Origin of the sequence: Geodermatophilus pulveris (assembly GCF_900188375.1) — a bacterium.
Lineage (GTDB): Bacteria > Actinomycetota > Actinomycetes > Mycobacteriales > Geodermatophilaceae > Geodermatophilus > Geodermatophilus pulveris.
On sequence record NZ_FZOO01000006.1, the window covers coordinates 110,042 to 125,817 of the forward strand.

Here is a 15,776-nt window from a genome sequence, read left to right on the forward strand (position 1 = left end):
GACGTACGCCACTCGCCGGTCATCGTGCCAGCCGTGGCACTGAGTGTCAGCTGCCCGGGTGGGCAGCGGGTCCTCCATGGGTGCGGGGGCTGTAGACGGCGCCGGTGCGGCTGACCCGGGTCTGCGAGGAGCCGACGAGCACGCAGCAGCGCATGTCGACGGTCTCCGGGTCCAGCTCGCCGAGGGTGGTCACCCGGATGCTCTCCTCGGGGCCGCCGACGTCGCGGCCGACGACGACCACCGTGTCGGGCTTGCGGCCCTCCAGCAGTACCGTCTGCGCCTGCGCCAGCTGGTGCGGCCGGGCCCGCGACCGCGGGTTGTAGAGGGCGAGCACCAGGTCCGCGGCGGAGGTGTGCCGCAGCCGGTCGACGACGACGTCCCAGGGCTTGCGGACGTCGGAGAGGCTGACCACCGCGAAGTCGTGGCCCAGCGGCGCGCCGACCCGCGCGGCGACCGCCTGCGCCGCGGTGAGCCCGGGCAGCACCCGCACCGGGACGCCGGCGTGCTCGGGCCGCTCGGCGACCTCGAGCACCGCCGCGGCCATGGCGAACACGCCAGGGTCGCCGCTGGAGACGACCGCGACCCGCCGGCCGGACCGGGCCAGCTCCAGGGCGTGCGCCGCCCGCTCGGCCTCCACCCGGTTGTCGCTGGCGTGGCGGGTCTGCCGCGGGTTGGCCGGCACCCGGTCCAGGTAGGGGCCGTAGCCGACCAGGTCGTCGGCGGCGGCCAGCGCGTCGGCGGCCTCCGGGGTGGTCCAGCAGCGGGCGCCGGGGCCCAGGCCGACGACGACCACCTCCCCCGGGCGCGGCTCCGCGCAGGCGTCCGCCGGCGCCGGCGCGGGGTCGGTGAGCCGGCTGGGCAGCAGGGCGAGGGAGAAGTAGGGGACCGTGTCGGGGTCGACGTCGGCCAGCGGCGCCGTGCGCTGGCGGTCGGTGCTGGCCCGCTCGACGTAGAGCGCGCGGTCGAGCACCCCGGCGGCGTCGAAGGCGGCCCGCACGTTGCCGAAGGTGCGGCCCAGCTTCACGACCGCGGCCGAGTCGGTGGTGGCCAGCCACTCGGCGAGCTCCTCGGGCGGCAGGGTGCCGGGCAGCACGGTGAGCACCTCGTCCCGCTCGACCAGCGGCCGGCCGACCGCCGCGGCGGCGCCGCTCACGCTGGTCACCCCGGGCACCACCTCGGTCGGGTACCGGTGCGCCAGCCGCTTGTGCATGTGCATGTAGGAGCCGTAGAAGAACGGGTCGCCCTCGGCGAGGACGACGACGTCGCGGCCGGCGTCCAGGTGGGCGGCCAGCCGGGCCGCGGCCGCCTCGTAGAACTCGTCGATCGCGCCCTGGTAGCCGCCGGGGTGGTCGGTGGTCTCGGTGGTGACCGGGTAGACCAGCAGCTCCTCGACCTGGCCGGCGCGCAGGTAGGGGGCGGCCACCGACCGGGCCACCGAGCGGCCGTGCTGGGCGGCGTGGAAGGCGACCACGTCGGCCGCGGCGATCAGCCGGGCCGCCCTGACGGTGACCAGCTCCGGGTCGCCGGGACCCAGCCCGACGCCGTACAGGCGGCCGGTGCTCACTCCGTGCTCCCCGCTCCCGCGCGGCGCAGCCGCCGGGTCGACGGAGCCGCTCATTCCACGTCGCTCGCGATCGCGTTGACCGCGGCCGCGGCGATCGCGCTGCCGCCGCGCCGGCCGCGCACCACCAGGTGCTCGAGGTCGCTCGCGGCCAGCGCGTCCTTGGACTCCACCGCGCCGATGAAGCCGACCGGGATGCCGAGCACGGCGGCCGGGCGGGGCGCGCCGGCGGCGACCATCTCCAGCAGGTGGAACAGCGCGGTCGGCGCGTTGCCGATGGCGACCACCGCGCCGTCCAGCCGGTCGCGCCACAGCTCCAGCGCCGCGGCGGTGCGGGTGGTGCCGAGCTCGGCGGCCAGCGCCGGGGTGCGCGGGTCGTCGAGCGTGCAGACGACGTCGTTGTCCTCGGGCAGCCGCCGTCGGGTGACCCCGGAGGCGACCATCGTCGCGTCGCAGAGCACCGGGGCGCCGGCGTCCAGGGCCGCCCGGGCCCGCGCCACCACGTCGGGGGACCAGGCGAGGTCCCGGACCAGGTCGACCTGGCCGCACGCGTGCACCATCCGCACCGCCACCCGGGCGACGTCCTCGGGCAGCCCGCCCAGGTCGCTCTCGGCGCGGATGGTGGCGAACGAGCGCCGGTAGATCTCGGCGCCGTCCTTCTCGTACTCGTACACCAGGCGGAGGGTACGTCCCGTGCCCGGCCCGGCTCACCGTCCCCGTCCCGGCCGGCCGGCCGCGATCAGGCCGCGGCGGAGGGGGCGGGGACGCCGGTCAGCTCGGCGCACACCTGCCACAGCTCCCGCTCGCGGGCCGGGTCGTGCGCGGCGGGGGAGGGCTCGGTGACCTCCCCGAGGACGACGTAGCCGGCCCGCAGCCGCGGGTGGGTCCGGCCGAGCACCAGGTCGGCGAGCGCGCGGGCCGACCGGCGCGGCGTGGTCACCCGGGGCAGCACCCGCAGCGCCGGGAGGAGCCAGGACCAGGCCAGCTGCTCGACCGCGCTGCGCCCGCGGGCCAGCCCGGTCCCCGGCATGAGGCCCGGGTCGTGCACGTTGACCCGCAGGGCCGGCCGCCCCGCTCCGTGGCGGCGGTCCCACTCGTGGGCCTGGTACAGCACGGCCAGCTTGCTGGTGGCGTACGCGCGGGACCCGGCCCGCGGGTCGCCGTCCGGACCGTCGGGCCGGGCCAGGTCGCGCGGGTCCTCCCACCGCGGCGGGTCCACCAGCCCCATGGACCGGTCGCCGTGGTGGGTGCCGCTGCCGAGCAGGACGACGTGCGCGCCGTCGGCCAGCGCGGGGCGCAGGGACTCCAGCAGCGTGTGCGGGGCCAGCACGTTGACGCCGAAGGTGAGCTCGAAGCCGTCGACGGTGGCCTGCCGGCGGTCCGCCGTCTGCAGGCCGGCGTTGGACACCAGCGCCGCCACGGGGGGCAGGTCGCCGCCGGCGACGGCCGCCCGGACGGTCGACGCGGCGGCGCGCACCTGGGCGAGCGAGGCGAGGTCGCAGGGCACGGTCACCACCCGGTCCGCCGCCGCGCCCGCCTCGGCGGCCGCCTCCAGGGCGGGGCCCGGCCGGCCGAGGAGTACGAGGGGCGCGCCCGGGGCGGCGGCCAGCTCGGGGACCAGTGCCCGGCCGAGCCCGCGGGTCGGGCCGGTGACGACGATGCTGCCCGTGATGTCAGGAACTGTCATGACACCCAGCATGAGTGATGTCAGCGACTGACGCAACGCCCTCGTCTACCGTCCTCCTGTGGCGCGCTGGCAGGAGGACACGCGGGGGCGGTTGCAGCGGGCGGCCGTCACGCTCTTCGCCGCGCACGGGTACGCGGCCACCACCACCGAGCAGATCGCCGGAGCGGCCGGCGTCACGCAACGCACCCTCTTCCGGCACTTCCGGGACAAGGAGGAGGTGCTGTTCGCCGAGGACGACACGCTGCTCGAGGCGCTGGTGCAGGGCGCGCGCGCCGCCCCGGAGGGCGCCGCACCGGTGGTCGTGCTGGGGGCGGCTCTCGGGTCGCTGGCCGACCGGCTCCAGGACGGCCGCGACGACCAGCGCACCCGCGCCGAGGTGGTGGCCAGCGACCCGGCCCTCGTGGGGCGCGACCTGGCCAAGCAGGCCCGGTGGGTGGAGGCGGTGGCCGACGTCCTCGCTGCCCGCGGCCTGCCGGCGGCGCGGGCGCGGGCGCTGGCCGGCGCGGGCGCCGCGGCCTTCCGGGCCGCCTACCACGGGTGGCTGCACGGCAGCGCCCGTCCCGGTCTGCGGCGGCGGGTGGAGGACGCGCTGGGCGCGCTGGCGGAGGACCTCGCCGGCTGACGCCGCTCAGCCGGTGCGGTAGCCGGTCCCGGTCGCGACCACGTCGACGACCTCGCCGCGCGGGCGGCCGCAGCGCCGCGCGCACCCGGCCCAGTGCTGGCGGACGCCGCCGGCCGGCAGCTCGCCGGCCGCGACCGCCCGGGCGGCGTCGGCGCGGACGTCGGCCAGCGACTTCGCGCACCCCGGCCGCCCGGCGCAGGCGGTGACCCGCGTCCACGGGCTGTCCGCGTCGAACACCACACCCGTGCGGTGCAGCGCGACCGCGACGTCGTCGACGGCGTCCTCGGCCAGGTCGGGGACGACCACGCTGCGCCACGGCGTCAGCTGCACCTCGCCGGTGACGCGGGCCAGCAGGTCGGCCTGGCCGGCGGACAGCCGCCCCAGCGGGACGACGCCGACCAGGGCGACCCGCCCGTCGTCCTGGACGACCGAGCCCACCGGCCCGGACGTCCCCGGGCGGTCTCCGGCGCGCGGCAGGCCGCCCTCGCCGGCGGGGCCGAGACGGGCGAGGACGGCGGCGGGGCCGTCGTCGAGCTCGGCCAGGCGCCAGGCGGTGCCGCCCTGCGCGGCGCGCTCCTCCAGGAACGCGCGGGTCGCGGCGAGGGCCAGGTCCACCGCCGCGCCCGGTGCGGCCCGCAGCCCGCTGTCGACGCCGGCCAGGACGAGCGCGACCGTGCCGGGGGAGAGCGCGAGCAGCCCGACGTCCCCGCCGAGACCGGTGACGTCGCCGCGGCCGTCGTCCAGCGTGGCCAGGTACCGGCCGGGGAGCGCGGCCAGGGCCGGGTCGGCGCACAGGGCGGCATCCAGCGCCCGCACCCACGGCCGGGCGTCGGCGTGCCCGCCGGCCCGCCCGGTGAGCGCGCTGGCCAGCACGTTGCGCACCCGCTCGTGCGTGGCGCTGGGCAGCAGGCCCGCGGCGGCGAGCCGATCGCCGAGCACCGGCTCCGCCCCCGGGGGCAGCCCGCGCAGCTGCACGTTGCCCCGGCTGGTCAGCTCCAGCGCCCCGTCCCCGAGGTCCCGGGCCGCAGCGGCCAGCGCGCCCAGCTGGGCGGCGGTGAGCAGCCCGCCGGGCACCCGCACCCGCGCCAGCGCGCCGTCGGCGGCCGGGTGCGTCTGCAGCGCACCGGGACAGGCGTCGGTGCGGACGCGGCCGGCGGCGGGGCGGGACGTCATGGCGCAGGCGAGGGTACTGACCTGACCGGCCGGGGCCGGTCAGCGCAGCTCGCGCCCGGCCTCGTCGAAGGACATCCACACCCGGCGGCGCTCGGCCCGGCTGTGCACGTGGGCCATCGCCGCCACCCGGCGGCGCTGGTCGTTGGTCGCGACGTGCTGGACGACGGCCACCTCCGCGTCGCGCATCGCCCTCTCGGCGGCGACCTCCTCCGGGGTCGACGGGAGATCGCTGGTCAGGTCGATCTCCTCCTCGCCGCCGGGCCGGGCGTACGGGCTGTCCGGCGGCAGGTGGCCGCCGACCCGGCCGTAGGCGCCGAGAACGAGCAGCAGCAGGCCGGCCACCACGGAGAAGACGACGTTCTGGAACTCGAAGGCGAGGATGTTGAAGCTGGTGCGCAGCACCGCCAGGTTCACCAGCGCCGACAGCAGGAACAGCGCCCCCACCACGATCATCACGTTCGAGGCGATCCGTGGCCCGCGGGCGGCGGCCACGAAGAGCACCACGGCGGTGACCACGGAGATGGTCGACAGCAGACCGTTGGAGGACAGGCCGAGGACGTCCTCGCCCTCGGTGGAGAAGAAGGCCAGCTGGTTGGCGAAGCCGAGCAGGCCGAAGACGAGGATCACCAGGCCGACGGTGATGGCGCCGATGCGCTGGACCACGGGGACACGGGCGCCGAGCGCCGGCGGCTCGCCCGGGTCGGTCGCCGTCCGCCGTCGGGATTGGGGACGCAGCTTCATGGGTGCTCCCTCGGAGGGGGTCGGTGACACCCGCTCTTCGACCGGGCGGCTGTCGTTGGATGCACTACAACGTCGGATGCACTGCAACGATGGCGTCGAACGGTGCCTCCCGCGAGCCGGACCGGGAAGCGGGGGACAGCTCTCCCGGTTGCCCCCAGCATGACGCAGCGCGACCTCCACTCGGACTTCCTGCGCGCGGATCTGTTCCTCGCGGTCGGCCAGCCCATCGAGGCGGCCCGCCTGCTGGAGCCGCTCGTCGCGGCCGAGCCCGCCAACGGCGCCGCCCTCGAGCTGCTGGCCCGCGCCTACTTCGGCTCCGCGCAGCTGGCGCGTGCCGAGGACGCGCTCACCCGACTGGTGTCGATGGCCCCGAGCGACGGGTGGGCCCGCCGCGCGCTGGCCCGCACCCTGGAGCGGCAGAGCCGGGCCGACGAGGCGGTGCCCCACCACCGGGTCGCCGACGCCCTCGGCGCGGCCTGAGCCGCCTGCCGGGGCGGTAGCGTCTGCCCATCACGGCAGTGCTGCGAGGAAGCCGGTGTGATCCCGGCGCGGTCCCGCCACTGTGAGCCCGGGACGCGGGCGAGCCAGACACTCCGGCTGCCGTGCCCGACGACCCGGGGCGCGGACCCCGAGTGAGGACGCCCGTGTTCACCCTGCTGTCCACCAGCGACACCGACCTGCTCTCCGCCCGCGCCAGCGGTGCCGGCTGGCGGCTGGGCAACCCCTCGCGCCTGGACGACGCCGGCGTCGCCGCCCTCGCCGACGGGGCCCAGCTGGTCGTCGTGCGCCTGCTCGGCGTGCGGCGGCAGTACGAGGAGCGGCTCGCACCGCTGCTGGCCGGCCCGGCACCGGTCGTCGTCCTCGGCGGGGAGGCGCTGCCCGACGCCGAGCTCATGGAGCTGTCCACCGTCCCGATGGGCCTGGCCACGCAGGCGCACGGCTACCTCGCCCAGGGCGGGCCGGCCAACCTGGTCCAGCTGCACCGCTTCCTCTCCGACACGGTGCTGCTCACCGGGGAGGGCTTCGAGCCTCCGTCGGTCGCGCCGGACTGGGGCGTGCTGGACCGGGCGCCCGCCGGTGACGGGGGAGTGGGCATCGCAGGGAGCGCCAGCGACCGAGGAGCGGAGCGAGCCCGGAACGGCGGCACGGACACCACCGGCACCGGCCCGACGGTCGCCGTCCTTTACTACCGGGCGCACCACCTGGCCGGGAACACCGGCTTCGTGGAGTCGCTGTGCCGCGCAGTCGAGGACGCCGGCGGCCGGGCGCTGCCGGTGTTCGTGGGCTCGCTGCGCAGCGTGTCCGACGAGCTGCTCGACGTGCTGCGCGGCGCGGACGCCCTGGTGGTCACCGTGCTCGCCGCCGGCGGCTCGCGGCCGGCCACCGCCCAGGCCGGCGGGGACGACGGCGCGTGGGACGTCGGCCAGCTCGCCTCCCTGGACGTGCCGGTGCTGCAGGGGCTGTGCCTGACCCGGTCCCGCGCCGAGTGGCTGGCCGACGACGACGGGCTCTCCCCGCTGGACGTCGGCAACCAGGTCGCCATCCCGGAGTTCGACGGCCGACTGATCAGCGTGCCGTTCTCCTTCAAGGAGACCGACGCCGACGGGCTGACCACCTACGTCGCCGACCCCGAGCGGGCCGCCCGCGTGGCCGGCACCGCCGTGGCGCACGCCCGGCTGCGGCACACCCCGCCCGGCGAGCGGCGCGTCGTGGTGATGCTGTCCGCCTACCCGACCAAGCACGCCCGGATCGGCAACGCCGTCGGCCTGGACACCCCGGCGTCCGTCGTCCGGCTGCTGGCCGCCATGCACGGCGCCGGGTACGACGTCGGCCCGTTCGACGGGCCGGACGCGCTGCCGGGCGTGGCCGAGCTGGACGGCGACGCGCTGGTGCACGCGCTGATCGCGGCCGGCGGGCAGGACGCCGACTGGCTCACCGCCGAGCAGCTGTCGGGCAACCCGGTGCGCGTCGGTGCCGCGGAGTACCGGCGGTTCTTCGACACGCTGCCCGACGACCTGCGGTCGGCCATGGTGGAGCACTGGGGCGAGCCGCCCGGCTCGCTGTTCGTGGACGGCAGTGGTGACGACGCGGCCATCGTCTTCGCCGCGCTGAGGGCCGGCAACGTCGTGGTCATGGTGCAGCCGCCGCGCGGCTTCGGGGAGAACCCGATCGCGATCTACCACGACCCGGACCTGCCGCCGTCCCACCACTACCTGGCCGCCTACCACTGGCTGCGGGGGACGTTCGGCGCGCACGCGCTGGTGCACGTCGGCAAGCACGGCAACATGGAGTGGCTGCCGGGCAAGACGGTCGGCCTGTCCGCCTCCTGCGCGCCGGACGCCGCGATCGGGGACCTGCCGCTGGTCTACCCGTTCCTGGTCAACGACCCGGGCGAGGGCAGCCAGGCCAAGCGCCGCGCGCACGCCACCCTGGTCGACCACATGGTCCCGCCGATGGCCCGCGCCGAGACCTACGGCGACATCGCCCGGCTGGAGCAGCTGCTCGACGAGCACGCCAACGTCGCCGCGATGGACCCGGCCAAGCTGCCCGCCGTCCGCGCGCAGATCTGGACCCTGCTGCAGGCCGCGAAGATGGACTCCGACCTGGGCCTGGCCGAGCGGCCGGACGACGACCACTTCGACGAGATGATCCTGCACGTCGACGGGTGGCTGTGCGAGATCAAGGACAGCCAGATCCGCGACGGGCTGCACGTGCTCGGCACGCCCCCGTCGGGGCAGGGCCGGGTCGACCTGGTGCTGGCGATGCTGCGGGCCCGGCAGATCTGGGGCGGGCAGGTGGCGCTGCCCGGGCTGCGGGAGGCGCTCGGCCTGGCCGAGGGGGCCTCGCGCACCGAGACCGACGCCGTGGAGGGGACCGCGCACGCCCTGGTCGCCGCCCTGGAGGCCGCCGGCTGGGTGCCGGACGCCGTCCCGTCGGTCGTGCACGGGGTGCTGGGCCGCGCGGACGGCGCCGTCGAGGCGGTGCTGCGCTTCGCCGTCGACGAGGTGGTGCCCCGGCTGGAGCGCACCACCGACGAGCTGGACGCCACGCTGCACGCCCTCGAGGGCGGCTACGTGCCGGCCGGGCCGTCGGGCTCGCCGCTGCGCGGGCTGGTCAACGTGCTGCCGACCGGCCGCAACTTCTACTCCGTCGACCCGCGCGCCATCCCCTCGCGGCTGGCCTGGGAGACCGGGCAGGCGATGGCCGACTCCCTCGTCGAGCGGTACCTGGCCGACACGGGGGAGTACCCCGCCTCGGTCGGGCTGTCGGTGTGGGGCACCTCGGCGATGCGCACCTCCGGCGACGACATCGGGGAGGTGCTGGCGCTGCTCGGCGTCCGCCCGGTGTGGGACGAGGCGTCGCGGCGGGTGACCGGCCTGGAGCCGGTCCCGCTCGCGGAGCTGGGCCGCCCGCGGATCGACGTCACCGTGCGCATCTCCGGGTTCTTCCGGGACGCCTTCCCGCACGTGGTGACCATGCTCGACGACGCGGTGACGCTGGTGGCCGGGCTGGACGAGGCGCCGGCGGACAACTTCGTGCGCGCCCACGTCGACGCCGACGTCGCCGGGCACGGCGACCGCCGGCGGGCCACCACGCGGGTGTTCGGCTCCAAGCCGGGCGCCTACGGGGCCGGCCTGCTGCCGCTGATCGACTCCCGCGACTGGCGCGGGGACGCCGACCTGGCCGAGGTCTACGCGGTCTGGGGCGGCTACGCCTACGGCCGCGGGCTGGACGGCGTGCAGGCCCGCCCGGACATGGAGACGGCCTACCGGCGGATCGCGGTGGCGGCGAAGAACGTGGACACCCGCGAGCACGACATCGCCGACTCCGACGACTACTTCCAGTACCACGGCGGGATGGTGGCCACCGTGCGCGCGCTGACCGGGTCGGCGCCGCGGGCCTACATCGGGGACTCCACCCGGCCGGAGTCGGTGCGCACCCGGTCGCTGACCGAGGAGACCGCGCGGGTCTTCCGGGCGCGGGTGGTCAACCCGCGGTGGCTGCAGGCGATGCGCCGGCACGGCTACAAGGGCGCCTTCGAGCTGGCCGCCACCGTCGACTACCTGTTCGGCTACGACGCCACGACCGGCGTGGTCGCCGACTGGATGTACGAGAAGCTCGCCCGGACCTACGTGCTGGACCCGGAGAACCGGGCGTTCATGGAGCAGGCCAACCCCTGGGCGCTGCACGGCATCGCCGAGCGGCTGCTGGAGGCCGTCGACCGGCGGATGTGGGCCGAGCCGGACCCGGCGCTGCTGGCCGAGCTGCAGCAGGCCTACCTGGACACCGAGGGCGACCTCGAGGGCGGGGAGACCCCGGCGTCGTCGCGGTCCTGATCTCCGTGCATCTCCCCGCTGCGGTGGGGTACGTCACCCCCATGAGCATCCTCGGACGACTGATGGGCACGGCGGAGAACACTGCGCGCACCGCGGCTCGTGGGGGGCGCACGACCGCACGCGGGACGTCGGGCGTGACCGGCGGTCGCCGCACGGGGCGCGGGATGGGCGGCCTGGGCACGGCCGGCCGCGGCTACGGCCGGGCGGCCGCGGGCCGGACCGGCCGGGGCCGGCCGGCGAGCCCCGCCTCCTCCGGCCTCGGCGGGCTGATCGGCGGGCTGCTGCGCCGCAGGTGAAGGACCCCGTCCTCCCCGCCCCTCGCAGGCTCGGGGCGGGACCCGGGACGGAGCCGTCCCCGTGCCTCAGGGGACGGTGGCCGCGGCCACCAGCAGGGTGGCCGTCGCCGCCGTCTCGCCCAGGGCGCCCATGACGTCACCGGTGACCCCGCCCAGCCGGGCGCGGGCCCGGCGCAGGAGCAGCTCGGCCGCGGCCAGGCCGGCCACCGCGGCGGCCAGCAGGGCCGGGCCGGCCAGGGTGAGCAGCGCGGCGGAGAGGGACACCCAGCCGGCGAGCCAGCGCGTGGACACCGTGCCGGCCACCGACCGGCCCAGCGCGGAGCCCTCGGCCATCGGCACCCCGGCCAGCCCGGTGCGGGCCATGGCCAGCCGGGCCACCAGGGGTGCCGCCCAGATCGCCGTCCAGCCGCGGTCGGCATCCAGCAGCGCGGCCGCGGCCGCGACCTGCAGCAGCAGGGTGAGCACCAGCGTGACCACGCCGAACGGGCCGACGTCCCCCTGGCGCATCACCTGCAGCGCCCGCTCGCGGCCGCGCAGCGGGCCGAGCCCGTCGGCGGTGTCGGCCAGGCCGTCCAGGTGCAGCCCGCGGGTCAGCACGGCCAGGAGCGCGACCGCCAGCACCGCCCCGGTCAGCGGGGAGACCAGGTGCGCCCCGGCGGCGGCGGCGCCGGCGGCGAGCGCACCCAGCACCAGCCCGACCAGCGGCGCCCACGGCAGCACGCCGCGGGTGGAGGCCGCCGCCCGCGCCGGGACGCGCAGGACGGTGAGCAGCGCGGCGGACTCCAGCGGGCCGACCCACCTCATCGCAGCCGCAGCGGCAGGCCGGCCACCACGAACCACACCTCGTCGGCGCTGCCCGCCAGCCGCTGGTTGACCGACCCGAGGGTGTCGCGGAACAGCCGGCCCGAGCGGGTCTCGGGCACCACGCCCAGGCCCACCTCGTCCGACACCGCCACCACGTGCGCGGGCGTCGCCGTCCACGCGTCGAGCAGGTCGTCGCAGCGGCGGGCCAGCCGGTCGGGGGCGCCGGGCTCGTCGGTCCAGACGCCGGCCTGGTCCATCAGCGCGGCCACCCAGGTGGTGACGCTGTCGACCAGCAGGGTGCCGGGGCGCCGCAGGTCGTCGGGCGCGGTCGTCTCCAGCGTCGCCCACCCGGCCGGACGGCGGGCCCGGTGCGCGGCCACCCGCTGCGCCCACTCGACGTCGCCCGCGGCCGGGGCGGAGGTGGCCAGGTAGGTCACCTCGCCGGCGCCGGCCACCAGCGCCTCGGCGTGCGCGGACTTCCCCGACCGCGAGCCGCCGAGCACCAGCACCCTGCTCACGGCTCGGCTCCGGGCTCGTTCCGCTCCTCGGTCGCCGGCGCTCCCTGCGATGCTCTCCCGCCCGTCGCTCCCGCGGCGCTCACCGGCGGCTCACAGCGCCAGCTCCAGGCAGGTCACCGTGCCGTTGTGCGGTGTCACCGCCGGCATCGCGTCCGGGCCCAGCCCCGCGGCGACGGCCTGGGCGGCCCGGATCGTGTCGCCGTGGGTGACCAGGGCGACCACGTCGGCCGGTGGCTCGGCCGACAGCTCCGCCAGGTAGGCGCCCACCCGGGAGTGCAGCTCGGCCAGGCTCTCCCCGCCCGGCGCCGCCCAGTGCGGGTCGGTCCAGTCGACGACGTCCCACAGCTCGCGCGACGGCCGGCCCTCCAGCACCCCGTAGCCCTGCTCGCGCAGCGCCGGCGTGGTGTGGACCGGCAGGCGGGTGGCCCGGGCGCAGTGCTCGGCGGTCTGCACCGCGCGGCGCAGGTCGCTGGACACCAGGGCGCCGGGCCGCAGCGCGGCCAGCTCCCGGGCAGCGCCGGCCGCCTGGGCGTGGCCGAGGTCGGTGAGCGGCACGTGCGGGGTCTGCCCCTGCATGAGGCCCGCGGCGTTCCACTCGCTCTGCCCGTGGCGCACGAGCAGCAGGGTCAGGGGCCGGGGCATGGTGGCAGCGAGCCTAACCAGCCGGCCGGACGGCGTGTCGGCGGTCGCTCGGGGCCGCCTCGTACCGTCGGCGGCGTGACGATCCCCGTGCGCCCCGGCGCCGGCCGGCCGGTGTCCCGCCCGGCCGCCGCCGACCCGCTGGCCCCGCTGCTCGACCTGCCCGGCGTGCGCGACGCCGCGGAGGGCGCCCGCACCGGCATCGACCGCCTGCTGCGGCACCGGCTGATGCGCAACCGGTCGGCGGAGGTCAGCACCGAGTCGGCGCTGCGCGGCGCCCGGGCGTCCGCGGCCCTGGAGGGGGTCGACGTCCCGCTCGCCGACCTGCGGGCCGGGCGGGTCGAGGACCCGGTGGTGCAGGGCGCGCTGCGGACGTCGGTGGCGCTCGGCTCGATGCAGGACACCTGGTCGCGGGCGCCGGGGCAGGTGCTCGCCCGGCTGCACGTGCTCGCCGCCGCCGACCTCGCCGACCGCGCCGCCCTCGGCCGCCCCGGCGCGCACGCCGGCCCGCGCCTGGGCGCGCTGCTGCGGCTGGTCACCGGGGAGACCACCGTGCCCGCCGTCGTCCTGGCCGCCGTGGTGCACGGCGAGCTGGCCGCCGTCGCGCCCTTCGGCACCGCGGACGGCGTCGTCGCCCGCGCGGCCGCCCGGCTCACCGGGATCACCCGCGGGCTGGACCCCAAGGCGGTGTCCGTGCCCGAGGTCGGGTTCGCCGAGCTCGGCCGTGCGGAGTACGCCCGGGCGCTGGACGGGTACCGCGGCGGGCAGCCCGACGGCGTGGCCGCGTGGCTGGTGCACTGCGCCCGCGCCACCGAGCACGGGGCGCTCGAGGGCCTCGCGGTCGCCGAGGCCCTGCTCCGCGGCTGAGCTGTGACACCGTCGGCCTACCGGCCGACACCGCGACCACGTGCCCAGAAGGACCTCGGTGCCCCCCACGCCTCGCACGCTCGTCGCGGGCCCCTGCACCGAGGCCGAGCGTCGCTGAGCCCCGGCGGACGTCGACCCGTCCGGGAGGCCTCCGGCCCCCGCGCCCGGGCCGACACCGCGGCCAGGGGGACACTGGGCGCGTGCGGTTCCTCGACGTCGACGGGCTCGGCCGGGTCAGCCGGATCGGCCTGGGCACCTGGCAGTTCGGCTCCCGTGAGTGGGGCTACGGCGACGCCTACGCCTCCGGGGAGGCGGCCGCGATCGTCCGGCGGGCCCGCGAGCTGGGCATCACCCTGTTCGACACCGCGGAGGTCTACGGCTTCGGCCGCAGCGAGCGGATCCTCGGCGCGGCGCTGGGCGACCAGCGGGCCGACGTCGTCGTGGCCACCAAGCTCTTCCCGGTCGCGCCGTTCCCGCCGGTGGTCCGCAACCGGCTCGCCGGCAGCGCCCGGCGGCTGGGCCTGGACCGGGTGCCGCTCTACCAGGTGCACCAGCCCAACCCGGTGGTGCCGGACTCGGTGACCATGCCCGGGATGCGGGGGCTGCTCGACGAGGGCCGCATCGGCGCGGTCGGCGTGTCCAACTACTCCCTGGCGCGGTGGCGGGCGGCCGACGCCGCCCTCGGCCGGCCGGTGGTGAGCAACCAGGTGCACTTCTCGCTGGCCGCGCCGCGCGCGCTCGACGACCTGGTGCCCTTCGCCGAGCGCGAGGGCCGCGTGGTCATGGCCTACAGCCCGCTGGCGCAGGGGCTGCTCGGGGGCCGGTACACCGTCGACCACCGGCCCGGCGGTGTCCGCGCGGCCAACCCGCTGTTCGGCACCGAGAACCTGCGCCGGGCGCAGCCGCTGCTCGACGTCCTGCGCGAGGTCGCCGCGGCCCACGACGTCACCCCGGCCCAGGTGGCGCTGGCCTGGCTGGTGTCCCTGCCCGGGGTGGTGGCCATCCCGGGGGCCTCCAGCGTGGCGCAGGTCGAGGCCAACGCCGCCGCCGCGGACGTCGACCTGCGCCCGGACGAGCAGTCGGCGCTCACCGCGGCCGCGCGGGCGTTCCGGCCGGTGTCCGCGGTGCGCACGCTGGTGGAGCGGGTGCAGGAGCGGGTTGGCGCGCGACGCGGCTGAGACCCGCCGGCGTGTGGGCGGCGACGCCCCCGGCCGGGCGGGTGCCCGGCCGGGGACGCCGTCCCGGTCAGTCCTCCTCGGGGAACAGCTCGGTGCGGAAGAACGGCTGCGGACGCTCGTCGACGACCTCGAAGTTCAGCGTCTCCACGAACTCCCGGCCGGCCGGATCGACCACCCGCACCGTCGCCGTGTGCCCACCGGTGCCCAGACCCGTCGGCAGCGGGAGCTGCCACAGGTGGCTGGACTGGTCGGCCTAGAGCCCGAAGTCGATGGGCGCCTACGGGGTCGGGATGGCGCTGGCCCTGGTCGGCACCGGACTGCTGCTGGTGCGGGCCCGCGGCTGGGTGGAACGCTGGTCCACGGTCCGCGCTCTCACCGGGCGGCGCACCGGTGGCGCGCTGACCGCCGTCCGCGCGCTGCCGCTGCTCACCGCCGGGCTGGTCGTGGCGATCGGGGCTGGCCTGACCGTCCGGGCCGTGGCGGGACTGTGAGCGCGGGGCGTTCTCAGGCGCCCCGGCGGCGCCGTCGGCCGGGGACCGCGACCGGCACCGGCGGGGTCGCGGCGACCACCCGCAGCGCCCGCCGGCGGGCGTACCAGGCCAGCCCGGCGACGGCGGCACCCACGCCCACCGCCGCGCCCGTGACCACCGGGGCCGAGCGGATCGGGAAGCGCGAGCCCAGCGCCACCGGCCAGGTGAACTGCAGCACCGGCCAGCCGCGCTCGGCGGCGACCCGGCGCAGCGCCCGGTCGGGGTTGACCACGGTGGGGTGGCCGACGGCCGAGAGCATCGGCAGGTCGGTGACCGAGTCGCTGTAGGCGTAGCAGTCGGCCAGGTCGTAGCCGTTCCCGGCGGCCACCTCGCGGAGGGCCGCGGCCTTGTTCTCCCCGTAGGCGTAGAACTCGATCTCGCCGGTGTAGCGCCCGTCGACGGTCACCATGCGGGTGGCCACCACGCGGTCGACGCCGAGCATCTCGCCGATCGGCTCCACCATCTCCGCGCCGCTGCTGGACACGATGACGATCTCCCGGCCGGCCGCCCGGTGCTCCTCGATCAGGTCGGCGGCCTCCGCGTAGACCATCGGCTCCACGATGTCGTGCAGCGTCTCGCGGACGATCTCGTGCACGGTGGCGACGTCCCACCCCGTGCACATCCGGGTGATCTGCGCGCGGAGCCGCTCCATCTGCTGGGCGTCGGCGCCGGCGAGGGAGAAGACGAACTGCGCGTAGGCGCCCTTGAGCACCGCGCGCCGGTTGATCAGCCCGCCCTGGAAGAACGGACGCCCGAAGGCCAGGGCGCTGGACTTCGCGATGACCGTCTTGTCCAGGTCGAAGAACGCCGCTGAGCGGGTCAC

At 77.3% G+C, this 15,776-nt stretch carries 16 protein-coding genes and 1 riboswitch; of the genes, 7 read left to right on the plus strand and 9 right to left on the minus strand.

Going from position 1 to position 15,776, the window contains the following annotated elements; all coding sequences use genetic code 11:
• Nucleotides 1-46: 46 nt before the first annotated feature.
• From CHB98_RS13565 to CHB98_RS13575, 3 genes are all read right to left on the minus strand, one after another.
• Nucleotides 47-1,564, minus strand: coding sequence for a precorrin-2 C(20)-methyltransferase (locus CHB98_RS13565; protein ID WP_245821143.1), 1,518 nt, complete (start codon nt 1,562-1,564; stop codon nt 47-49).
• Nucleotides 1,565-1,614: 50 nt separating this feature from the next.
• On the minus strand, nt 1,615-2,235 hold the full coding sequence (locus CHB98_RS13570) for a precorrin-8X methylmutase (RefSeq protein WP_089306139.1): 621 nt from the start codon (nt 2,233-2,235) through the stop codon (nt 1,615-1,617).
• Between the two features lie 65 nt (nt 2,236-2,300).
• Complete coding sequence (locus CHB98_RS13575; RefSeq protein WP_179224494.1) at nt 2,301-3,248, minus strand: SDR family NAD(P)-dependent oxidoreductase; 948 nt, start codon at nt 3,246-3,248, stop codon at nt 2,301-2,303.
• Between the two features lie 58 nt (nt 3,249-3,306).
• Between CHB98_RS13575 and CHB98_RS13580 the strand changes: the two genes are divergently transcribed.
• Nucleotides 3,307-3,870 carry a TetR/AcrR family transcriptional regulator gene (locus CHB98_RS13580; protein WP_089306141.1) on the plus strand — a complete coding sequence of 188 codons (564 nt, stop codon included), beginning with the start codon at nt 3,307-3,309 and terminating at the stop codon, nt 3,868-3,870.
• A 6-nt stretch (nt 3,871-3,876) separates the two neighbouring features.
• Here the strand turns inward: CHB98_RS13580 and cobG are convergent, their stop codons facing one another.
• Both cobG and CHB98_RS13590 read right to left on the minus strand, forming a co-directional pair.
• Nucleotides 3,877-5,043, minus strand: coding sequence for a precorrin-3B synthase (cobG, locus tag CHB98_RS13585; protein WP_089306142.1), 1,167 nt, complete (start codon nt 5,041-5,043; stop codon nt 3,877-3,879).
• Between the two features lie 39 nt (nt 5,044-5,082).
• Complete coding sequence (locus CHB98_RS13590; RefSeq protein WP_089306143.1) at nt 5,083-5,784, minus strand: DUF4383 domain-containing protein; 702 nt, start codon at nt 5,782-5,784, stop codon at nt 5,083-5,085.
• A gap of 159 nt (nt 5,785-5,943) precedes the next feature.
• Between CHB98_RS13590 and CHB98_RS13595 the strand changes: the two genes are divergently transcribed.
• The 3 genes from CHB98_RS13595 to CHB98_RS22430 all read left to right on the plus strand — a co-directional run bounded on the left by CHB98_RS13595 (nt 5,944) and on the right by CHB98_RS22430 (nt 10,417).
• Nucleotides 5,944-6,264, plus strand: coding sequence for a tetratricopeptide repeat protein (locus CHB98_RS13595; protein WP_089306144.1), 321 nt, complete (start codon nt 5,944-5,946; stop codon nt 6,262-6,264).
• Nucleotides 6,265-6,286: 22 nt separating this feature from the next.
• A riboswitch (cobalamin riboswitch) is annotated at nt 6,287-6,378 on the plus strand.
• A gap of 38 nt (nt 6,379-6,416) precedes the next feature.
• Nucleotides 6,417-10,121, plus strand: coding sequence for a cobaltochelatase subunit CobN (gene cobN / locus CHB98_RS13600; RefSeq protein ID WP_218822364.1), 3,705 nt, complete (start codon nt 6,417-6,419; stop codon nt 10,119-10,121).
• 134 nt (nt 10,122-10,255) lie between these two features.
• Entirely contained in the window at nt 10,256-10,417 is a 162-nt protein-coding gene (locus tag CHB98_RS22430; RefSeq protein WP_245821144.1) for a hypothetical protein, read from the plus strand.
• Between the two features lie 66 nt (nt 10,418-10,483).
• Here CHB98_RS22430 and CHB98_RS13605 read toward each other — a convergent pair whose 3' ends face one another.
• The 3 genes from CHB98_RS13605 to CHB98_RS13615 all read right to left on the minus strand — a co-directional run bounded on the left by CHB98_RS13605 (nt 10,484) and on the right by CHB98_RS13615 (nt 12,381).
• Entirely contained in the window at nt 10,484-11,221 is a 738-nt protein-coding gene (locus tag CHB98_RS13605; RefSeq protein WP_089306146.1) for an adenosylcobinamide-GDP ribazoletransferase, read from the minus strand.
• Nucleotides 11,218-11,739 carry a bifunctional adenosylcobinamide kinase/adenosylcobinamide-phosphate guanylyltransferase gene (gene cobU, locus CHB98_RS13610; protein ID WP_089306147.1) on the minus strand — a complete coding sequence of 174 codons (522 nt, stop codon included), beginning with the start codon at nt 11,737-11,739 and terminating at the stop codon, nt 11,218-11,220. The genes CHB98_RS13605 and cobU overlap by 4 nt, the downstream gene beginning before the upstream one ends.
• Before the next feature lie 90 nt (nt 11,740-11,829).
• Nucleotides 11,830-12,381 (minus strand): histidine phosphatase family protein, encoded by a 552-nt coding sequence (locus CHB98_RS13615; protein ID WP_089306148.1) that lies wholly within the window; start codon nt 12,379-12,381, stop codon nt 11,830-11,832.
• Between the two features lie 75 nt (nt 12,382-12,456).
• On the opposite strand from CHB98_RS13615, the gene CHB98_RS13620 reads away from it, so the two are divergent.
• The 3 genes from CHB98_RS13620 to CHB98_RS13630 all read left to right on the plus strand — a co-directional run bounded on the left by CHB98_RS13620 (nt 12,457) and on the right by CHB98_RS13630 (nt 14,914).
• Nucleotides 12,457-13,245 (plus strand): Fic family protein, encoded by a 789-nt coding sequence (locus CHB98_RS13620; RefSeq protein ID WP_089306149.1) that lies wholly within the window; start codon nt 12,457-12,459, stop codon nt 13,243-13,245.
• Nucleotides 13,246-13,445: 200 nt separating this feature from the next.
• Nucleotides 13,446-14,423 (plus strand): aldo/keto reductase, encoded by a 978-nt coding sequence (locus CHB98_RS13625; protein ID WP_089306150.1) that lies wholly within the window; start codon nt 13,446-13,448, stop codon nt 14,421-14,423.
• A 269-nt stretch (nt 14,424-14,692) separates the two neighbouring features.
• The gene (locus CHB98_RS13630; RefSeq protein WP_089306151.1) at nt 14,693-14,914 is read left to right on the plus strand and encodes a hypothetical protein; all 222 of its coding nucleotides are present in this window, start codon (nt 14,693-14,695) and stop codon (nt 14,912-14,914) included.
• Between the two features lie 13 nt (nt 14,915-14,927).
• Here the strand turns inward: CHB98_RS13630 and CHB98_RS13635 are convergent, their stop codons facing one another.
• A complete protein-coding gene (locus CHB98_RS13635) occupies nt 14,928-15,776 on the minus strand; it encodes an HAD family hydrolase (RefSeq protein ID WP_089306152.1) in 849 nt (282 codons plus the stop codon).